Source organism: Candidatus Methanoplasma termitum, from assembly GCF_000800805.1.
Lineage (GTDB): Archaea > Thermoplasmatota > Thermoplasmata > Methanomassiliicoccales > Methanomethylophilaceae > Methanoplasma > Methanoplasma termitum.
In genome coordinates this window covers 902508-920499 of record NZ_CP010070.1, presented here as the reverse complement: position 1 = coordinate 920499, position 17992 = coordinate 902508, and the positions used below count along the sequence as shown (strand labels likewise).

Annotated in this window: 18 protein-coding genes; 11 read left to right on the top strand and 7 right to left on the bottom strand. The window is 50.6% G+C overall.

Going from position 1 to position 17992, the window contains the following annotated elements; all coding sequences use genetic code 11:
• Positions 1-639 precede the first annotated feature (639 nt).
• Positions 640-1374 carry a hypothetical protein gene (locus Mpt1_RS04405; protein WP_048112542.1) on the top strand — a complete coding sequence of 245 codons (735 nt, stop codon included), beginning with the start codon at positions 640-642 and terminating at the stop codon, positions 1372-1374.
• On the opposite strand, the gene Mpt1_RS04400 is transcribed toward Mpt1_RS04405, so the two are convergent.
• The 3 genes from Mpt1_RS04400 to Mpt1_RS04390 are packed head-to-tail and all read right to left on the bottom strand — an operon-like array spanning position 1375 to position 3012.
• A complete protein-coding gene (locus Mpt1_RS04400) occupies positions 1375-1803 on the bottom strand; it encodes a hypothetical protein (protein WP_048112540.1) in 429 nt (142 codons plus the stop codon).
• Positions 1800-2273, bottom strand: a complete 474-nt coding sequence (locus tag Mpt1_RS04395; RefSeq protein ID WP_048112538.1) for a pyruvoyl-dependent arginine decarboxylase — start codon at positions 2271-2273, stop codon at positions 1800-1802. Before Mpt1_RS04395 ends, Mpt1_RS04400 begins: the two co-directional genes overlap by 4 nt.
• A gap of 4 nt (positions 2274-2277) precedes the next feature.
• Entirely contained in the window at positions 2278-3012 is a 735-nt protein-coding gene (locus tag Mpt1_RS04390; RefSeq protein ID WP_158386755.1) for a proteasome assembly chaperone family protein, read from the bottom strand.
• Between the two features lie 65 nt (positions 3013-3077).
• Here Mpt1_RS04390 and Mpt1_RS04385 point away from each other — a divergent pair, with 65 nt between their 5' ends.
• A complete protein-coding gene (locus Mpt1_RS04385; RefSeq protein WP_238603093.1) occupies positions 3078-4352 on the top strand; it encodes a M16 family metallopeptidase in 1275 nt (424 codons plus the stop codon).
• Here Mpt1_RS04385 and Mpt1_RS04380 read toward each other — a convergent pair.
• Complete coding sequence (locus Mpt1_RS04380; protein WP_048112532.1) at positions 4327-4821, bottom strand: hydrogenase maturation protease; 495 nt, start codon at positions 4819-4821, stop codon at positions 4327-4329. The genes Mpt1_RS04385 and Mpt1_RS04380 overlap by 26 nt on opposite strands.
• 622 nt (positions 4822-5443) lie before the next feature.
• Complete coding sequence (locus tag Mpt1_RS04375; protein ID WP_082007249.1) at positions 5444-6550, bottom strand: IS110 family RNA-guided transposase; 1107 nt, start codon at positions 6548-6550, stop codon at positions 5444-5446.
• Positions 6551-6865: 315 nt separating this feature from the next.
• On the opposite strand from Mpt1_RS04375, the gene Mpt1_RS04370 reads away from it, so the two are divergent.
• The 3 genes from Mpt1_RS04370 (at position 6866) to hdrB (ending at position 9110) form a co-directional block, all read left to right on the top strand.
• Positions 6866-7675 (top strand): LysR family transcriptional regulator, encoded by an 810-nt coding sequence (locus tag Mpt1_RS04370; RefSeq protein ID WP_238603092.1) that lies wholly within the window; start codon positions 6866-6868, stop codon positions 7673-7675.
• A 77-nt stretch (positions 7676-7752) separates the two neighbouring features.
• On the top strand, positions 7753-8259 hold the full coding sequence (gene hdrC, locus Mpt1_RS04365; RefSeq protein WP_048112528.1) for a CoB--CoM heterodisulfide reductase subunit C: 507 nt from the start codon (positions 7753-7755) through the stop codon (positions 8257-8259).
• A gap of 5 nt (positions 8260-8264) precedes the next feature.
• Positions 8265-9110: a CoB--CoM heterodisulfide reductase subunit B gene (hdrB, locus tag Mpt1_RS04360; protein WP_048112526.1), complete on the top strand. Its 846-nt coding sequence runs from the start codon at positions 8265-8267 to the stop codon at positions 9108-9110.
• A 38-nt stretch (positions 9111-9148) separates the two neighbouring features.
• On the opposite strand, the gene Mpt1_RS04355 is transcribed toward hdrB, so the two are convergent.
• Positions 9149-10018: an EamA family transporter gene (locus tag Mpt1_RS04355; RefSeq protein WP_048112524.1), complete on the bottom strand. Its 870-nt coding sequence runs from the start codon at positions 10016-10018 to the stop codon at positions 9149-9151.
• A gap of 241 nt (positions 10019-10259) precedes the next feature.
• On the opposite strand from Mpt1_RS04355, the gene Mpt1_RS04350 reads away from it, so the two are divergent.
• The 6 genes from Mpt1_RS04350 to Mpt1_RS04325 are packed head-to-tail and all read left to right on the top strand — an operon-like array spanning position 10260 to position 17492.
• Positions 10260-12182 carry a proton-conducting transporter transmembrane domain-containing protein gene (locus Mpt1_RS04350; RefSeq protein WP_048112522.1) on the top strand — a complete coding sequence of 641 codons (1923 nt, stop codon included), beginning with the start codon at positions 10260-10262 and terminating at the stop codon, positions 12180-12182.
• The gene (locus tag Mpt1_RS04345; RefSeq protein WP_202965135.1) at positions 12179-13120 is read left to right on the top strand and encodes a respiratory chain complex I subunit 1 family protein; all 942 of its coding nucleotides are present in this window, start codon (positions 12179-12181) and stop codon (positions 13118-13120) included. The genes Mpt1_RS04350 and Mpt1_RS04345 overlap by 4 nt, the downstream gene beginning before the upstream one ends.
• Positions 13121-13129: 9 nt before the next feature.
• Positions 13130-13789, top strand: coding sequence for a hydrogenase (locus Mpt1_RS04340; protein WP_148305833.1), 660 nt, complete (start codon positions 13130-13132; stop codon positions 13787-13789).
• A complete protein-coding gene (locus tag Mpt1_RS04335; protein WP_048112517.1) occupies positions 13786-15252 on the top strand; it encodes a hydrogenase 4 subunit F in 1467 nt (488 codons plus the stop codon). The genes Mpt1_RS04340 and Mpt1_RS04335 overlap by 4 nt, the downstream gene beginning before the upstream one ends.
• The gene (locus Mpt1_RS04330) at positions 15249-16718 is read left to right on the top strand and encodes a hydrogenase large subunit (protein ID WP_052399286.1); all 1470 of its coding nucleotides are present in this window, start codon (positions 15249-15251) and stop codon (positions 16716-16718) included. Before Mpt1_RS04335 ends, Mpt1_RS04330 begins: the two co-directional genes overlap by 4 nt.
• Positions 16719-16727: 9 nt before the next feature.
• Positions 16728-17492, top strand: coding sequence for an NADH-quinone oxidoreductase subunit B family protein (locus Mpt1_RS04325; protein WP_052399285.1), 765 nt, complete (start codon positions 16728-16730; stop codon positions 17490-17492).
• On the opposite strand, the gene Mpt1_RS04320 is transcribed toward Mpt1_RS04325, so the two are convergent.
• Positions 17476-17862 carry a universal stress protein gene (locus tag Mpt1_RS04320; protein ID WP_048112515.1) on the bottom strand — a complete coding sequence of 129 codons (387 nt, stop codon included), beginning with the start codon at positions 17860-17862 and terminating at the stop codon, positions 17476-17478. The two genes, Mpt1_RS04325 and Mpt1_RS04320, sit on opposite strands and share 17 nt — an antisense overlap.
• Positions 17863-17992: the final 130 nt, after the last annotated feature.

The window sequence follows — 17992 nt, the reverse complement described above, 5'->3', positions numbered from 1 at the left end:
CAGCCCACAAACCCGAAAAGAAAGATGAACCGAATCCGGGCGGTTTATTCGTGTGAAGACGGTTTCACCGGAGCCGATAGCATGGAGCAACATGAAGATAAACGGGCCGTGCTTGGGGGGGGGGGACAGCAGACAGGCTCATGCCCCATCGCGAAAAGATTGATTTTAGTACACTGTTAGCCGCAGTGGCGCTAATGGCGGTTGCTCCTGCTGCTGACAGTCTTGGTCATATTGTTACCGATAATGCTCTGATACAGAAGCGGTCTCTTCCTATTGGTAACAAAGAACGATGAGGGAGTGAAGGGCGCACAGGCGACCTTCGTTGTGGTCAAGGACAACAAGTCCGAGAACGGCATTCTTTAGAAAAATTCCAAGGGCAGGCTCAGGATAAAGGCGAAGAAGGATTCCGTTGTTACGATCTCAACGGTCGCAAAGGACGGAGAGACCCCGCAGACCCCCCGCTCATTGTGACAATGGAGAACAGGAGAGAACACAGGACGATAATGTTCAGGGAACTCAAAACCTTTTTTCAAAGCCCATTTTTTCAAATTTTCACAGAATAAGGGCTTTGCCATTATAGGTTCCAGTTAAGCTTTACGTCTGACAAAGGTTAATATCCGCCCCTGTAATGTACAATTGATGGATCTCATAATGTATGCGGCGGGGATAATGGCTTTCGCCCCCACCCTGATACTCATGTATGCGGTGCTTAGGAACTATACCTATCCTAAGGTCGAGCAGCCGTTCTTCAGCGACCCGAGATTCTTCTGGCTGTTTGTTATCGGTTTGATAGCAGGTACGTTCTTGTTTGCTTTCAATGCATTTCTAACGGGTCGAACAAACATGGATCAGTTGACACAGTTGATTTACAGAATGTTGTTTGCAGTCATACAGTGTTTGGCGATGGTTGCGATAATAAATCTGAAGAGATTCCATGGGAAGTCCGATACGGTCTTCTATGGTTATGGTCTTGGTCTCGGAGTGGGTTGCACGTTAGCATTCGGCACGATTTTCATTTCAGGATCGCTGATCAGCATGGGAGAAGATGTAGGCATCCCGGAGTATGCGTGGGTTGTTCTGATAGGGTTGGCATATGTGTTGATCGTCTCTGCGATAGGGACGACTATCGGAGAAGGAATTGCCAGGAAAAGGCCGATGGAGTTCGCGATGCAGGCAATATTGATCTATGCTGTTTTCAACATTATCATATGGGCGGCGTTCTCAGCGGATATAATCGCACTGTATATCTGTCTTATTTTGGCACTCATCGTAGCTGCTGTTTATTTCTACTATATCATGCACGTGAAACTGTCCGGCGTGATAAGGGACGTCCTCAGAATGGAAGGGAACAAAAGGAAAGATGTGCCGAGATGATCATGCACGATATCTTCCGTATTTGACCTCGTGGACATAACCTCTTTCCGACATGGCCTTCAACATCTTCTCGGCGTTCTTCTCGTCTATCTTTTCAACATCAGCGATCGTAAATGTGTCGTAGATCTTGGTAAGGCCTTTGGAAAGCAGTTCCATCTTCTCTTCCAGATCTGAAGCGTGCTCATATTTGTAGATAAGCGTTGAAAGAGGGTCGTGGTCGATCTTCGACCTTTTCTTCTCCGGTACATCGAAAGGATGCATTCCCGTCAATACATCCCTGACAACATTCTGGTCCTTGTCCTCGAAGATGACGGCAAGACCCTTATGCTCCGCGGATGTGCTGCAGTAGGGGCATTTCGATGACGTTGCGGATCTGTCGATCATCCTTTGTCTCTTGCACTTGCCGCATGAGACTATGGCGTACGTCATCTGTACTCCGTGAAGACCAGTGCGGCGATGCAGCAACCGTACATACCGGCCGGTATTTTCATTTCTTCAATGGCGAAAAAGGTCTCTCCGAAGGCTGTATTCCTTATCTTTGACATTTCATTCATCTTCTTCTCAAGCTCAGATCTCAGACCCTCAGCGGGACCGTGCAGATGTCCTTCCGCCACGTATCCTCCCTTCCCGTCCTTTCTGTAGGCATAAGCGATCCCCGCGGAGATCATTTCTTCGTCGTTCCCTCTGATCTGAGATATCACACAGTGTGTGACGGCACCCATAGGCAGATCGACAGGATCGATCCTAACCGCACCGTCCGGGATCACGGAAGAGACCGCGACCAGGTTCTGTTCGCTTATCCCCGCATCCATCAGCGCACGGTCGAATGCGTTAAGGGAGGAGATATCACTGGTCGACCTTCCGGATGTGATGAAATATTTCTTCGGAACAAGCTGCATGATTTCACCCGTAAAGCTGCTGAATATCTCTTGGAGCCCTTTCGATATCGGGCCCCTGATGCAGATTGATCTTATTCTCTATCTCCTCGGCCTCTTTGTACAACGGCTCCGGATCGATCTTCAGTTCCGGGACGAGTTTGGACAGAGGCTCAAGCATCTGTGCCGCCGCCCTCGGGTCAGGCAACGCCGGGTTGGCTGGGCACATGATTACCGTAACGTCCGCCCCGGAAATGAAAGCCTCGTACAGCATAACTCCCGTCAATCCCCGGATCATCCCCTCGTCGAATCCTTTCAGTTCAAGCATGTCGATCCTTTCCCTGGAAGCGCAGACCGAACCGCAGGCGAACATCCCCGTCTCGCCGTTGAATCTGGGGATGCCTTCCAAGGCGATCACATATTTTATCCCCATCTTTTTAAACAATTCCGTTAGGGTGGCGCTCAGTTCGTAGTATTGTTCAGGTTTCATCGTGATCTCCGAGGTGATGATGATAAGATCCCCGCAGTAATCCGAAGTGCTCTCCCTTTTGCATCCGTAGACCCTTATCGGCGGGTACGGGTTCCCGTTCTGTATCAACGCATACGGGGGAAAATCCGGAGACGTTATGGCGGCTATGACCTCCATTTCCAAGGTCCTTACGATATAACCCGTCAATATGGAACCGACGAGTCCGACACCCGGGAACCCAACGATCGCGATGGGGTCTCGATACGACTGTTTGGAGTATTTTACGATCTTCATTTCCGCCATGTTCCTTCTGTATAATGATGAATGTATTAATTACTCGCATTATGTTCCCCGCAGGCATGAGCGGAGAGAACATTTCTTTTGCGAGGACCTCCGGCGGTATTCCCGTGCTTGTGGAGAAGATCCCCGGAAGCGAGAGCGCGGGATATATGGTGGGAGTGCGCACAGGTTCGAGGGACGAAAGCAAGGACGTGATGGGAATATCCCACCTGCTGGAACATGTTGTTTTCAGAGAGACCGAGAACTATACTTCATACCAGATGTCAAAGGTCATGGAAGGTGCGGGCGGCGAGATGAACGCTTTCACCGGAAGGGAGATGACCGCTTTCTTCGCCGTTACGATAAAGGAAACTAAAGACATCGCCAAAAACGCGGTCGCTGATGTCGTTGCCGCACCGCTCATCAAAGAGGACGGCACCGAGATGGAGAAGAAGATAGTCATCCAGGAGCTCAGCATGATCGAGAACGAACCCGAGATGTACATCCAGGACCTGTTCCTTTCGAACATGTGGAGGGGCCACCCCCTTTCTCAGGACGAGGGCGGAAAGATAGATATCGTAAAGGGGTTGGATCACAACGACCTCAGAAAGTATTATGAAGAGCGATACGGAGCACCGAATCTCTGTGTGTTCGCGGCAGGTGACGTAGATAAAAAGAACGTCCTCTCGTGGGCGGAGGAGAATTTCGACCCTCTCTCCGGGAAAATGAACATAAAAAGAGAGAGGCCGAGCGTTCCGAAGGCCTCATACAGTTTCACAAAGAACAAGTCCGAGCATTATCATGCCGCAATGGGATTCCCCGCTTATGATCCGGATCACCCCGACAGAGTGCCGTTGATGATACTGAGCGCGATCATCGGCTCCGGAACAAGCTCAAGGCTGTTCCAAGAGGTCAGAGAGAAGAAAGCGCTTGTTTATTCCGTTTACAACAAGGTCGAACAGCACTCCGATGCCGGTATAATGTATACCACTCTGTCATCGACCGAGGAGAACCTTATCGAGGCGATAGAGACCACCGCAAAGGTCTACGCCGATATCAGGGATAACGGGCTGGAGAAAGAGGAACTGCGCAGGACGAAGAATCTTCTCAAGGGAGCGATCGTAAGATCGATGGAATCCACGGATCGCCACCTGTACAGGCTCGGGATCGAATATCTGCTTAGCGGAAAATATCAGACCATGAGCGAACGTCTGAAGGGAATTTCCGATGTGTCAGAGGAGGATGTCATGAGGGTCGCCGGCGATGTCATAAAAGGATCGACGCTTAACGTTTCGGTATTGGGAAGGAAGAATAAGGACATCGAAAAGTTCAACGTTTCCCGGCTTGACCTCTGAACTCGGATATCAGGTGAAGGACAGCATTCTTCGCAGACCCGACAGCGGCCGCCACCTTAGGGGTCATGACCTCGCTCATGGTCTGCAGGTCCTCAACCTCTATCGCAACGAATCTGATCACTTCAGGCATGATGCTGTTGTCCATCTGCCTCCCTATCTTTAATGCGGTGGCAAGGTTCACATCGTGCCCTTGAACGTCAGTTACTGTGCAGTCGAAGCTCTCGGGCTCGAAAATAAGCACTGTGCCTGGCGAATAGTCCCCCGTCAGTATCGCATCCACGATGATCGCGAACCTGTATCCGGAGATCATGGGGAGTATCTCCAATCCGCCGACCGCTTCTTGTAAAGTGTCCACATCCGGCATCTTCAGCGATTCGATCGCTTCGGATACTTTGAGTCCGACGGCATCGTCGCTCATTATCGGACTTCCCAGCCCTATCACGATCGTTTTGTCGGCAAGCTTCCCCATGTTAATCCAGAATACTTCCTCTCTAATTATTGGTTGCTATTCAAAAGGATTGAAAATTAAACATAGCCAGCAGCAGAAACCTCAATAAGTAGTGATCGGACAAATAATGGTATTTAAATCACGCTCCGTAAGCTTTTTACTAAGCGATATGCATTAGATAATACGAAGTAACGGCTCCCAAGGGAACGGATCCCAAAGGGGCCGGGTTCGTAACGTGAACCATGCGGTCATCGACTTAACGCCAATCGATAACGATCAGCAAAGGATCGATGACGATCCATACCCGGACGCGCCGGCGTTGGTTTCGCATATGCTTCACCTCATTTAGACATAAATTGGGGCCTACACCCCCATTTATGCGATATACGTTACTACAATTAGAAAGCTATCGCTATGTCATGTTGCGAAAAGACGGATCACAAGGAGTTTTTTTCAATGCTCGGACAGGTACGGGAAGGGCATCTCATTTCCGACCATCGCTAAACGAGGCCACATCTGCTTCCGGCCGAACGGAACCCTACTGTGCAATCTCCTGCTCGTTCGATGTCCGACAGGACATGAGACCCGGTGAGCCCTGCAATCTTTCGGTTTCCGGTTCCTTTCTCCGCTTCGCATCATATGCTCAGTCCTCTTCGGCATCCTCCGTTTCTCTTGCACGCTTCAGCAGTTCGGGGTCGACTGTGTAAGGTGCGTTGTTCTTCAACACCGACCATATCACGGTCAGCAGCTTCCTCGATGCTGCGGTCAGCGCCTCGTTCTTCACTTTACCTCTCTTCACCAGTCGGCGATACATCTCTGTGACCACCGAATCCTCGACATTCTGGATATGCGAGAACGCACAGCGCTTAAGCATTACCCTTGCTACCTCGTCCCCTCTGTGGGTGGTCGGACAGTCAGGACTGTGGTCGGCCGAGTCCCTCTTTCCCGGCACAACACCGAATGACGCGGTGAATTGCGTGACCTTGCCGAATCTTCCGATGTCCACGATCAGGGACGTCAGATACGCTGCGGGCACAATCCCTACTCCGGGGATGGAAAGGATCAATTCATACATGCGGTTCCCGGAGAACATCTGGGCTATCGCCTTCTCAACGAACCTTACTCTGGATTTGGCATCCAAGGCGAACTTTATCTGCATCAGCAGATAAGGGTCCTTGTGCTCCTGCATCTCCCGAACGGCCTTGACGGACAGAATGTCATCGTATTCCTTTGACAAACTGATGCCGTGGAGAAGCAGGTGCGCTCTGATCCTCTGCCTGGCCTCTTTGAGATATATCCTTTCGTTGTACACTCCTCTGCACATCTCCCGCTTGGTCATCCATTCCGGAGAAGGGATGAAGCAAGCGGCGAACTCATTCTCGCCGTTCAGCCTTCTCCTCATATATGCCGCCAGTTCGATGGAATCATTGCGGTCTGTCTTCTTCACCGATCTCGTTATCCGGTACAGGTCCACCGCCTGAGCAACGGTCACGTTCATACCTAGGCCCTTCAGCATCCAGTATATCTCGTGAGATTTCGTCGAATTCTCTATCAGGACATGGCATTCGTGCTTCGAAAGGAACGCCGCCATCTTCTTCATTCCATCTCCGTCGGCAGGGAATTTCCAGAACTCTTTATTGAATGAATCCAGGAACTTCTCGTGCCTTTCCCGTGTTTCCCCCATGCCCGCATAAACGGCATAGGCGGAACAGAACTTTGCATGGACATCCATGCCAATCGCTGTTTTCATATTCTTTTTCTCCCGCTGACAAGAGAAAGAGCACTGTCTAAAGAAGGGGTTTTTATCCTGCCCAGCCCATATGATCCATGACCTGTGCTCTTTGTCGTTGTAAGCAAACACAGAGGCGCAGGCCACAATTTATGTCTTGGGCAGTCTCCTGCCGGAAACGGCTCCGGGGTCGCCGATTGGTTAGACGGGCGAACCCCGCTCACCTTTCCGGCAATACCCTTCACATTCCGCCTGTTTTTAAAATCCGAATACTACAGTTATATTACGTTTCCATTTTGCAAAAAAAAGAAAGTTTATCCCTGTTGCGTTCGATACGTGACCGTGGAGTTATCTGTCAGAACTGAACAAGTCATCAACGGCAAGCTGATAACGAACCGTCAGCTGGAGACCCTCGCGGCTGTTGCAAAGGCAGGGAGCAAGACGGCGGCGGCAAAGAAGCTGGGTATATCCGTTCCGGTTGTCCATAGGTACATTGCGGCGATCGAAGAAGCTGTAGGTTCTCCGATCACAATATCGACCCCGGCGGGAACGAAACTCAACGAAGAAGGCATGAGGATCCTGGAAACCTATGTTACAACGGAGCTAAGATGTTCCGACGACCATAATTTCACGGTTTGCTGCAGTCCGGTCACAGAGGATCTTATGATGTCCGTACTTTCCGCGCTTAAGATGACCGACGTGGAGTTGGTGGTATCGGACGATCTGCACAACATCAGGATGATGAGGGAGAACCTGGCGGATCTTGCGGTCATCGACGATCCGTTGTACCTTTTCGATGCCGAGGAGTTCGAAGGCACCGAGATAGGATACATGGGGATGGTTTTCGTCGACAACGGACCGTCGTTCATCAGATACCGGTACGGCGCCCAAAGGGTGGCTTTCATGTTCCTCGACACGATGGGCAGGAAATATACCATCGATTCCGAGACATTCTCCCTTCCCGAGCTGATAGGATCGAAGAAGAGCTACTTCGTCGATGAATTCCTTCTGCTAAGAAAGGGAATAAAGATGAAAAGCGCCGTAGATCCGAAGGTCTTGAAGCATGCCATCACGGCGATCTATCGCAGAGAGGACAAGACCGTGGCCAGGCTTATCAGGGCGCTAAAGGCCAGGAACATAAAATAATAATATTACCGTTTAAGGTAACATCATTTTGACGTATGTCTCCCCTTTATATATTATAATAGTCGTGTTCGTCTCAGGTGATTATTACGGAGATAAAACCAAATCCGGAGTTTGAGAAACAAGTTGCAGACAACGGAGGCGCAGACGTAAAGATGTGCTTCCAATGTGGAACCTGCACAGCAAGCTGCCCCTCGGGAAGGCGCACATCATACAGAGTAAGAAAACTCATGAGACAGACACAGCTCGGCCTCAAAGAGCAAATACTTAGCAGCGAGGAGCTTTGGGACTGCACAACATGCTACACATGCGTCGAGAGATGCCCCCGCGCCGTTCCTATAGTAGACATCATTACCGCACTCAGGAACATGGCGGTCGCAGAAAGCCATATTTATGAGAACCACAAGAAAACGGCAACAAACCTCTACAAACTAGGACACACAGTCACAGTCCAGGACAAAATAGAGAAGCTCAGGGTCGACCTTGGCCTCGCGAAGACCCCCCCGACCGTGCTCGCAAACAAGAAAGCGATGGAAGACCTCGTTAAGCTGATGAATGCGACCGGATTCAACAAGATCGTGGAGTGATCACAATGACAAAATACGCATTTTTCCTGGGTTGCATAGCGCCGCTCAGATACCCCGGACTGGAGAAGTCCACAAGAGTAGTTGCCGCAAAACTTGGCATCGAACTCGTCGAACTTGAAGACGCAAGCTGCTGCCCGGCACCGGGTGTGATAAAATCCTTCAGCAAGGACACATGGCTCGCCGCCGCCGCAAGGAACCTTGCTCTTGCCGAGAAACAGGGACTTCCGATAATTACGATCTGCAATGGTTGCTACGGATCCCTCTTTGAGGCCGCACACGAGCTCAACAACCACGCCGATGTGCGCGCAAAAGCGAACAAGTTCCTCAAAGAGATCGGAATGGAGTACAAAGGGACCACAAAGGTCTATCACATGGCCGAGGTCATGTTCAGAGAGGTTGGAATCGACAAAATAAAGGCAAAGGTAACGAAACCTCTCGACTACAAGATAGCGACATTCTACGGATGCCACTTCCTGAAACCCAGCGACATAAAGAAGATCGACGACCCAGAGAACCCCCACATGCTGGATCAGCTTGTCGAGGCGACCGGATGCGTCAGCGTTCCGAGGAAACAGAAATACCTCTGTTGCGGAGCGGGAGGAGGAGTCAGGGCCGCTTTCGGAGACGTAGCAAAAGAGTTCACCAAGACGAACCTGGAGAACATGAAAGAATCAGGCGCAAAATTCATTGTCGATGTCTGTCCGTTCTGCCACCTTCAGTTCGACTCGTCCGAGAAGGACCTCGGGTTCAACATCCCCGTCATCCACCTATCGCAGCTCTTCGGCATCGCAATGGGAATGAGCGAGAAAGAACTCGGACTCTCGGCGCACCTTGTGCCCGTAAAACTCTAAAACAATAAAGGGGCGGAAGCCCCGATCTTTATATTTTGTTATAACAGAAGTACCAGCGTACCTATTACCAGCAAGATCAGGCCTATCAAAGCAGGCCTCGACAGCCTCTCCTTAAGTATCAGGAAGGCAAAGACCACCGTTACGACAATGCTCAACTTGTCTATTGGCACAACGATGCTTGCCGGGCCGTTCTGCAATGCATTGAAAAAACACAGCCACGAAAGCCCGGTCGCCACTCCGGAAAGGATTAAGAAATTCCAATTCTTCCTCTCTATCTTCTTGATATCTCTTTGTCTCTTCTGAATAATGACGATAAGCCAGGCCATCAAAAGCACAACTATCGTTCTTATGGCGGTCCCAAGATTTGCTTCTACACCCTCGATGCCAACCTTGCCGAGTATCGATGTCAAGGCGGCAAAGAATGCCGACAGGCATGCGAATATTATCCAAGATCTCCTGTCAGCCGGAGTTTCGATGTCAGCTTTTGTTCTTTGGATCATAAGGAATGTTCCGAATATCATCAGGATCATTCCGGCGACCGTCCATAACGTGATGCCCTCTCCCAAGAAGATGAACGCAAGCACCATCGTCAGCACGGTGCTGCTCTTGTCTATCGGGGTGACCTTGTTCACCTGCCCGATCTGGATGGCTCGAAAATAACACAGCCACGACGCACCCGTTGCCAGCCCCGACAATATTAGGAAGGTCAGGGTATGTGTGCTGATATCGGAGATAGTGCTCTGAGAACCTACGGCAAAGACCACCATCCATGCGAACCCGAGGACAACGATGGTCCTTAATGCCGTAGCGAGATTGGAATCCACGCCTTTAAGGCCGATCTTTGCCAGTACTGATGTCAGACCGGCAAATAAGGCGGAAGCGAATGCAAAGATTATCCAGTATTCCATGGCTGAGTTCCTTATTATCTATTGATAAGCGGATTAAAAGGTATTTGCTATGCTCTGTGTGCAGGGCCGTTGAATCGTAATAAAATATTGAAGGTTTCTGAAGAGCAACTTCGTTGTAAAAAGGCTTTAATAAACAGTAGAGATTGTCAATTGGTAAAATTGAAAAGTACCTATAATATTGCAAATGAGGAGACCGGTTGTGTTTTCGCAGTTTATTGAGGTCTATCTGTCAATTTTATTCGTGCCTGTTTTTGCCGGACTCCTGATAGGCATTGTCCGGCATAGGATCGCAAAATACACATCGACCGCATTTTGTTTAATATCCTGCGCCGCCGGCATATCGGCATATCCGATGTTTTTGTGGTATGGAACGATAGAATACACTTTACCGATACACTCCGCATGGGGGTCATACTCTGTTCTGATAGACGGGATCACCTCGATGATGATCACCGTTTCCTCTGTTGTATTCTTCATGATCATCCTCCACATGGTCCGTTCCGGGTCTGCACCCGACAGATCGGGGTATTATGCGCTCATGTGCGCACTGTTCTTGTCCTGCGTACTTGCAATGTGTGCGAACAATGTCCTTTTGTTATTGATATCGTGGGAGATGATCACACTCACAACTTTCCTGATGGCATACAGCAAGAGAGGGGACGGAGCCAGATGGAAGTTCTTGGTCATAACGCACTTCGGCGGCCTGATGATCGTGTCGGCATTTTTGATAATGTTCACGTTCGCCGGAACAGATATTCTGTCCGATTGGAACGGTATCGGTTCAGATATGGGCGCTCTCATGTCGTGCGTTGTGGCGGCACTGTTGTTCCTGGGGTTCGGAACAAAGCTCGGATTGGTCCCATTCCACGTCTGGATGTCCGATCTTTATGCAAAAGCGCCGACATACACGTCTGCCATGCTTTCCACGGTGTCCTCCAACGTTGCTGTTCTCATATTGCTGAAAGGGATATTCAGATATCTCGGAGTGGGCGAGGACATGTATGTTCTTGCGATCCTGCTCATGGTGTTATCCTCGATGACTGCGATATGGGGGGCTTTGGAATCCCTTATCCAAACCGAACCCAAACGTATATTGGCTTACTCAAGCGTTGAGAATATGGCATTGGTGATGCTTTGTCTGTCCTTTGCGATGCTTTGCGGGACGGGAGGATCAATAGATCTCGTGACGATCGTCCTTATCGCGGGGCTGCTCCATACCATAAACCATTCGGTCTTCAAAGCCCTGGCCTTCATGACGGTCGGTACCGTAGAGGATTCCACGGGTGAGACAGCTATTGAAAAGATGGGAGGGCTGGCCAATGTTCTGCCTGTGTTCTCTTTCATTGCGCTCATTGCGGTCCTGTCAATGGCGGCCATACCTCCTTTGAACGGGTTCGCAAGCGAGTGGATGATGATACAATCGATCATGGCGGGAGAGGTCGCCGGGGTGAACGGTATAGAGCTGATACTCCCTCTCGGAGTGGCCGTCATCGGCATCAGCGGAATGATGGCGGCGGTCTCGTATGCCCGCCTTTACGGATTCATATTCTTGGGAAGGCCCAGATCGAAATCTGTCGCGAATCCCAAGAAGATAGGCAAGACGTCATTCGTCCCTATGGCCGCACTTGCCGGCCTGTGCATAGTAATGGGGATATTCGCCATCGATATCATGAAGCGTCTCGGAAATGCGGTAGGGGATCTCTTATCATCCCCCTTCTCCGAAGAATACAGCGGACCGTTGCTCGGTACTCTGAACCTGCCGGTCTTGGCCGCCATATTGGTATGCATAACAGTCGCAGTTTACCTTGTCCTGAGAATACGCAAAAAGGACGTCAGGGAAGAGGAGACCTGGGACTGCGGCACCCGGCTCGAAGAGCATATGCAGTATTCATCTGTAGGGTTCACGGGGCCGCTGGTGAAAGTGTTCCACCCGTTGTACGGGGACATCATCGATATCCAGGACGATGAGGACGAAACGAATTCGAAGAATTTCTCGATACGTTATGTGGAACCGTTCGTAACATATCTGTATGAGCCAATAGGAAGATATGCGACAAGGATCGCAAAAACTATAGGCAGAATGCAGAACGGCAACGTACAGACGTATCTCGGATACATATTGATCACTCTGGTGGTCCTCCTTCTGGTGGTGGGGCTGCTGTGATCCAGGATATCATTTTCTCGGCCCTTCAGGCAGTTATAATGATATTGATCTCGCCGCTGCTTACCGGGATAATAAGAAAGCTCAAGGCATACATGCAGCACAGGAAAGGGAACAGCGTTTTCCAGCCGTATCGCGACCTTATCAAATTGTTCAAAAAGGACGAGGTCGTCTCAAGGCATTCGACTTGGCTGTTCCGTGCGGTCCCATATGTGTGTCTAAGCAGCATGCTCTTGCTTGCGTTGATGATCCCCTTCATGTTCGTGGATACGCTGGCGCCTTACGGCGATCTCATCGCCATGGTCTACATATTCACTATGTATCGTTTCATGATGGTACTCGGCGGATTGGAGGGAGGGTCGGTATTCGGAGGGATGGGATCGAGCAGAGAGATGATGATGTCCGTCCTGATAGAACCGGCCTTATTGTTGTCGGTGATGGCATTGGCCGGTCTTACCAAAGCGGGCACGGCGATAGGCGACATACCCCCCGCCATAATCGATATGGGGATCGCAGCGCTGACCCCCACGCTGATACTTGCAACATCCTCTTTCTTCATAACGCTCATGGCGGAGAACGCCCGCATCCCATTCGATAACCCCGCAACACATCTGGAACTGACGATGGTGCATGAAGGGATGCTCTTAGAGTATTCCGGCCGCGGTCTCGGCCTCATGGAATTCTCTTCCATGCTGAGGCTCACGATATTCATGAGCATACTGGGATCGATGTTCTTTCCATGGGGAATAGCGACCGACGCCGATGTAATGTCGCTGATAATAGGGTTCGCCGCAATAATGGCCAAACTGCTGATAATCGTTGTTATTATTGCGGTCATCGAATCGTACATAGCTAAATTCAGACTGTTCCGCCTGCCTAACCTGTTGACCGCATCATTCGTATTGTCCCTTCTGGCGTTGATATCGCTGTACATTCTGTGAGGTATGAAAATGGAAACGACACTGACTCAAAACCTGATAGACATCTGCGCGGTAGGGATGCTGCTGCTTTCTTTGCTGGCAATGTCCACCACAAGGATGAATCAGCTGATGAATGCATTTGCCGCGCAATCGCTTTTCCTTGTGGCGCTGGCGGTCGTAATCGGAATAAGCACGGGCCACACGAATATCTTCATCGTCGGAGGGATAACCCTCGTCGTAAAGGTCATACTCATACCTTGGTTCCTCAAATACGCCTCGCAAAGGATAAAGTCGGGAAGAGAAGTGGATTCCTCGATAGGCATACCCACATCCCTGCTGATATCCGCATGTCTTATACTGATATCTTATTTCATTTCCGCACCCATTTCGGAACCATTCGATACGATAACCAAGAACTGTTTTGCGATATCTTTGTCAGTGATACTGATAGGATTGTTCATGATGGTGACCAGACGCAAGGCGATAACGGAAGCGATAGGCCTGCTGATGATGGAGAACGGGCTGTTCCTCGGTGCCCTATCGATCTCATACGGCATGCCGCTGCTCGTGGAGATAGGGATATTCTTCGACGTGCTCATGGTCGCGGTGATAGTGGGCATTTTCATGTTCCGCATTAGCCAGACATTCAACTCCATTGACACGGGATTCATGAGGAGGTTGAAAGATTGAGCCTGACGGTAGAGATCATTCTTGCGATCCCGGTGGCCACAGCATTGGTGTGCGCAGCGATCCCGTGGGCAAGGACAAGATCCATGGTATCCATAATCGGATCGCTGGCGTTGCTTGTTGCCTCGGTCCCGATGTGCATCGATGCGTTCACCGGCAAGACGACAGAGTACAGCATGTGGTATGTGGACGGGCTCTCTGCATTGTTCCTGATATTGATCGCATTGGTGGGCTTCATGGCATCCATCTATTCCGCCGGATACATCAAGTTGGACAAGGACGAAGGCAGGATAACATCCAAGGATGAACGAATATATTCGGTCCTTTTCCACACTTTCGTGGCGGTTATGCTGACCGTGTGTGTGGTCAGCTCGTTCGGCATTATGTGGATCGCAATAGAAGCGACCACTCTGGTCTCGGCGTTCCTTGTCGGTTTCTACAGGAAGGAATCCTCCACGGAAGCGGCATGGAAATACCTTATGATATGCTCCGTGGGCATCACTCTGGCACTAATGGGGATAATCCTCATCTACGCTTCGTCGATGGCTGTATTGGGGAATGATCCCGGCGCGCTGAACTGGCCGATCCTCTACAGCGTGGCATCGGACCTCGACCCGTCCCTGCTCAAGATAGCGTTCGTTTTTGTACTGGTCGGCTTCGGGACCAAGATGGGGCTGGTGCCGATGCACACATGGCTCCCCGATGCACACAGCCAGTCCCCGACGCCTATCAGCGCTATGCTATCTGCTGTACTGCTTAACTGTGCAATGTATACGATACTGAGGTTCCAGATGATATTGAATGTCGCGGTTCCCGGATTCTCGTCAAGCCTGATGATAGGCTTCGGTCTGATATCAATGGCGGTGGCCGCGGCGTTCATACTGATATCGAAGGACATCAAGCGTATGCTGGCTTATTCCACCATAGAGCACATGGGGATAATGATGATCGGATTCGGGATAGGCACTCCGCTGGCTGTTTTCGGAGCATTGTTCCATGTCATCGCTCATTCTTTGACAAAAACATTCGTTTTCTTTGCGGCAGGCAACGTGATACAGGGATACGGCACGTCGAATATGGCTGACATAAAAGGCCTCAGGGAAAAGATGCCGTTCACGGCCTTCATGATGACCGCAGGCACTCTTGCCATTTTGGGCGTCCCGCCATTCGCTGTGTTCATAGGAGAGATATCCATATTGGCCGGAGCGTTCAGCGACGGTATGTACATTGTGGCAGCGGTAATGGTGGTGCTGATCATAGTGGTATTCGCAGGATTCCTGAGGAACGTGCTTCCGATGCTCAGCGGCGATACGAAAAAAGAAGTAAAGGAACTGAAAGGCATTTCACGCGCACTTCCCATGGTGCTGTTGCTGCTTGCGATAATCCTTCTGGGACTATTCATGCCGGAACAAATGAGAGATGCATTGGAATCGATAGCCGATGCGGTCACGGGAGGTATATTGTGAGGATCACACGCGAGATCGAAGCGTCGATAGAGGATCTGAAAGATTATGTGAGGTTCCACACGGAGCTTGGGTTCGGCATAGCGTGCATGTATGTCAAAGAGGGTTCCGAAGAGTTCGAAAGGACGTTGGAGACGATATTGGTGTCGCAGGACGAGGTCACGAGGCTGACCTCTGTGCTGAAAGAGAACAGTTACACATCATTATCGGATGAATTCCCCGCAGCCGGAATATATGAGAGGGAGATGTTCGAGATGAGCAACGTGGTCCCGCTGGGTAATCAAGACATGCGCCCTCTGAAACTCAGGAGCATTCAGGAAGGAGCATATCCTTTGCAAAAGGGCGCGAAAGAGCCGACCGGTATACGTTCGACTCCCATCCCGCGCAATGTGATAAAGGGCGAAGGGCTATTCGAGATACCGGTAGGGCCGATACATGCAGGGGTCATAGGGCCCGGGCACTTCAGATTCAGCGTCGCAGGCGAACCGATACTGACGATGCGTACCTATCTCGGATATTCGCACAGAGGTATCGAGAAGATGCTGGAAGTGCCCGCTAACAAAGATATGACCAGACTCATAGAGAGGATATCCGGGGACAATGCGATAGCACACTCCCTGGCGTACCTGCAGGCGATGGAAGGGGATGCCGAGATACCGTTGAGGGCGAGATACATCCGCACGATCTATGCGGAGCTGGAGAGGATACACAATCTGTTCGGAGGCATCAGCGGTATAGTGTTGGATACCGCACTCTCGGTGCCCGCGGCAAAGGGGTATATGCTGAAAGAACGCATGCATCGCCTTAATGAAAGAATAACCGGACACAGGCTGCTCTGGGGGACCCTGTGTCTAGGCGGAGTATGCGTAGATATCGATGAAGAGAAGGCAAGCCTGATCGAGAAGGAACTGATGCGTATGAAACTCGATGTCGATGATTTCTTCGACATGGCCACATCATCCGCTTCGTTCATGGACCGTGCCGAAACGACAGGCGTACTGAACTCGCATGACGCCGTCGAACTGAGAGCCGTCGGGCCGATCGCAAGAGGGAGCGGGATAGAGTACGACGTCAGAAAGAGCCACCCATATGAGGTTTATGACAGGATCGGTATGAAAGTGGCCACACATACCAGAGGGGATGTGTATGCGAGATTCAGGGTCAAGACCAGCGAGATATCGGAGGCGATAAGCATAATCATGCAGTGTCTGGACAATATCGAGGACGGGCCGATCTCAAGCAAAATAAAGATCAAGGACGGATTCTCGATCGGAGCGGTGGAGTCTCCCCGCGGAGAATCGATCCACTGCGTGCATATCGTCGACGGGAAGATATGGAGATATAAGATAAAGGACGCTTCGTTCCCCAACTGGCCGGCGTTGGAGCTTGCGGTCTTAGGCAACATAGTGCCGGATTTTCCGCTGATCAACAAGAGCTTCGACCTGTCATACAGCGGAAATGACCTGTGAGGTGATGAAATGAAAAGAAGATTGTTACAAGAAGCGCTTAAAAATATCGTCACACAGAACAGGGCTCCGACGGAAAGCATCGATGTGATATTCGGCAGAGCGCAAAAGATGCCGCTTGCGGGAGTGGAATGCGATGAATGCGGGGTCTGTTCGAAGGTCTGCCCGTCGAATGCGATAGATACGAGCGGCGAATGGACAATAGATCTCGGCAAATGCCTGTTCTGTTGGGATTGTAGGAGGGCATGCACAAAGGAAGCTATATCTCCCGTCGATGCACCGGATTATGCCGTTTCGAGAGAAGGCCTGATATTCACAAAGAACACACCTCCGGTGAAGAACAAGGATACCTTAGACGCAAAGAAACTGAAGGCCGTCGGGAGGTCTGTATTTATCAGAGAAGTTGACACGGGGTCCTGCAACGGATGCGAAGTGGAGGTGAACGCTCTGTCCAATCAGTTCTATGACTCAGAAAGGTTCGGCATAAAGATCGTAGCATCGCCGAGGCACGCCGACGTGCTGCTGATAACGGGGCCGCTGACAAAGAACATGTATGATGCATTGATGAAGGCGGCGGCAGCTACGCCGGAGCCGAAAGTGATCATAGCGATGGGCACTTGCGCGATCTCAGGCGGGTTATTCTCAAAAGGAGAGGTAGTAGGCGAGGGTATCGGCGGTACGGTCGATGTTGACATGTATGTCCCCGGATGTCCACCGGCCCCGGACAGGCTCATTCGTGCGATGCTTACTGCCTTTGGTCTTACAGAACAAAAATGACAGTGCAGCGGGCGTTGCGCAGCACGTTCTCGGAGATACTTCCCAAAACCACGCGGTCAAGCACGGTCTTATCTCGGTGGCCGACAATTATGGTATCCGCTCCGATCCGTTCTGCGGCAGCGACTATCTCTGTCGCCGGATCCCCCGCTCCCGTCATGATGTGAACATCGACTCCTTTATCTAACGCACGCTGTTTTGCCGCTTCGAGGGATCCTTTAAGCTTAGGGAGCCCCGCATCTATTTCTGTGGCATTCTTCGTGGCCAGAGCCGATATTATGAAAAGGGTGCTTTTATAGGCAAGAGCGTGGTCTATAGCATAGTCTAAAACTCTTTGTTGCCTGCCGTCATATGCCAACAATGTTCTCATCATATTATAATCGGCAATTGAATTATAAAGCACATAGTCGGGCGCAGTCCCGATCGCCCGTGAAAAAGTGTGCTTCTGTGTGCATCCCACAAAGGTTTTATTACTAATCCTTACCATACAAGTAAATCTCTAC

Excerpts from the sequence above, each read along its gene's own strand:
- Mpt1_RS04390 (WP_158386755.1), bottom strand. The coding sequence starts at position 3,012 with ATGAAGATCGTAAAATACTCCAAACAGTCGTATCGAGACCCCATCGCG.
- Mpt1_RS04320 (WP_048112515.1), bottom strand. The coding sequence starts at position 17,862 with ATGATGAGAACATTGTTGGCATATGACGGCAGGCAACAAAGAGTTTTA.
- Mpt1_RS04400 (WP_048112540.1), bottom strand. The coding sequence starts at position 1,803 with ATGACGTACGCCATAGTCTCATGCGGCAAGTGCAAGAGACAAAGGATG.
- hdrB (WP_048112526.1), top strand. The coding sequence starts at position 8,265 with ATGACAAAATACGCATTTTTCCTGGGTTGCATAGCGCCGCTCAGATAC.
- Mpt1_RS04340 (WP_148305833.1), top strand. The coding sequence starts at position 13,130 with ATGGAAACGACACTGACTCAAAACCTGATAGACATCTGCGCGGTAGGG.
- Mpt1_RS04355 (WP_048112524.1), bottom strand. The coding sequence starts at position 10,018 with ATGGAATACTGGATAATCTTTGCATTCGCTTCCGCCTTATTTGCCGGT.
- Mpt1_RS04325 (WP_052399285.1), top strand. The coding sequence starts at position 16,728 with ATGAAAAGAAGATTGTTACAAGAAGCGCTTAAAAATATCGTCACACAG.
- Mpt1_RS04385 (WP_238603093.1), top strand. The coding sequence starts at position 3,078 with ATGAGCGGAGAGAACATTTCTTTTGCGAGGACCTCCGGCGGTATTCCC.
- Mpt1_RS04375 (WP_082007249.1), bottom strand. The coding sequence starts at position 6,550 with ATGAAAACAGCGATTGGCATGGATGTCCATGCAAAGTTCTGTTCCGCC.
- Mpt1_RS04395 (WP_048112538.1), bottom strand. The coding sequence starts at position 2,273 with ATGCAGCTTGTTCCGAAGAAATATTTCATCACATCCGGAAGGTCGACC.
- Mpt1_RS04405 (WP_048112542.1), top strand. The coding sequence starts at position 640 with ATGGATCTCATAATGTATGCGGCGGGGATAATGGCTTTCGCCCCCACC.
- Mpt1_RS04380 (WP_048112532.1), bottom strand. The coding sequence starts at position 4,821 with ATGGGGAAGCTTGCCGACAAAACGATCGTGATAGGGCTGGGAAGTCCG.